The organism is Bartonella sp. AP58NXGY (assembly GCF_042195785.1).
Lineage (GTDB): Bacteria > Pseudomonadota > Alphaproteobacteria > Rhizobiales > Rhizobiaceae > Bartonella.
Genome location: NZ_JBHIOY010000134.1, coordinates 1 through 936 on the forward strand (window position 1 = coordinate 1; position 936 = coordinate 936).

General features: G+C 37.6%; 1 protein-coding gene and 1 pseudogene. Both read left to right on the plus strand.

Annotated elements, in window-relative coordinates:
* Positions 1–276 (plus strand): annotated as a pseudogene (locus tag ACFINC_RS09980) (hypothetical protein); the annotation flags it as partial.
* On the plus strand, positions 191–685 hold the full coding sequence (locus ACFINC_RS09985; protein WP_375617112.1) for a hypothetical protein: 495 nt from the start codon (positions 191–193) through the stop codon (positions 683–685). The pseudogene ACFINC_RS09980 and the gene ACFINC_RS09985, both read left to right, overlap by 86 nt.
* Positions 686–936: the final 251 nt, after the last annotated feature.

Here is a 936-nt window from a genome sequence, read left to right on the forward strand (position 1 = left end):
ACCAAAATCGATTGGCAAGCAACATGGCGTAACCGGGTACGTAAGGCTATCGAGGATTTAGAGAAAGGAAAAACCTATGGAAAAGGAAATGGATATCAAACAGGACAACAGCGTGGCAAAGCTTATCGAATTGCACAGTACATGTCCGATATCAAAAATTCAGATAGTATGTACAAATTTTTATTCGAGGATGACAACCGAACTACCATTCCTTTGGAAAACGGGGCAAAAACCATTGATTGCAGAAGCAGAGAGAGTTACCTCATTAGTCAATGATGCGTTGAAAAAGCTTGAAAGAAAAGCCACTGAAGAAGAAATCCAAACAACGTATCTTGTGCTATCGAATGGTCTCAAAAGCCAATCACAAACAGACGAAAAAGCAACAGCGCTTGCGTATCTTTATGCCCTTGAAGGCATAAGCAGCTGGGTATTGCAAACAGCAACAAAGAACGCTTTGAAAGGCAAAGCAGAGGGCTTAAACCCGACCTTTATGCCATCAACAGCAGATTTTTATCGTTATTGCGAAAATCTTGAAAGTAGCATTCGCTTGCAAGCTAATCGTCTTCTAAAGAATCTTAAAAAGCCTGAAATAAAGGCAACTGATCAAAAGCCCCCAATACCATCAGAACGCATAGAAAAGCTTCAAAAAGAACTTGAAGAGGTTTTAAAAGGTATTGAAGGATAAACAGCAAAGTAGTGAAAAGTGCTGATCGTTTTACGATTAGACATGCATTTAAAGCGACAAAAAGGTACCGTAAGACGCGATTTAAATATTTTATGATAAAAACCTAACGTTAGGAATTAAAACAGCTCTGTACGGTCAAATTTTAGGTAAATAGACCAATTGGTAAAATTATGGACTAAAAACATGAGAATATTAAAAGACCTGTTCTTAAAAAAACGTAAACAACCCATGCAAAAAGAGTTTGTTGCAAC

Bases quoted from the DNA above. Each gene is read 5' to 3' on its own strand.
- ACFINC_RS09985 (WP_375617112.1), top strand. From the start codon at position 191: ATGACAACCGAACTACCATTCCTTTGGAAAACGGGGCAAAAACCATTG.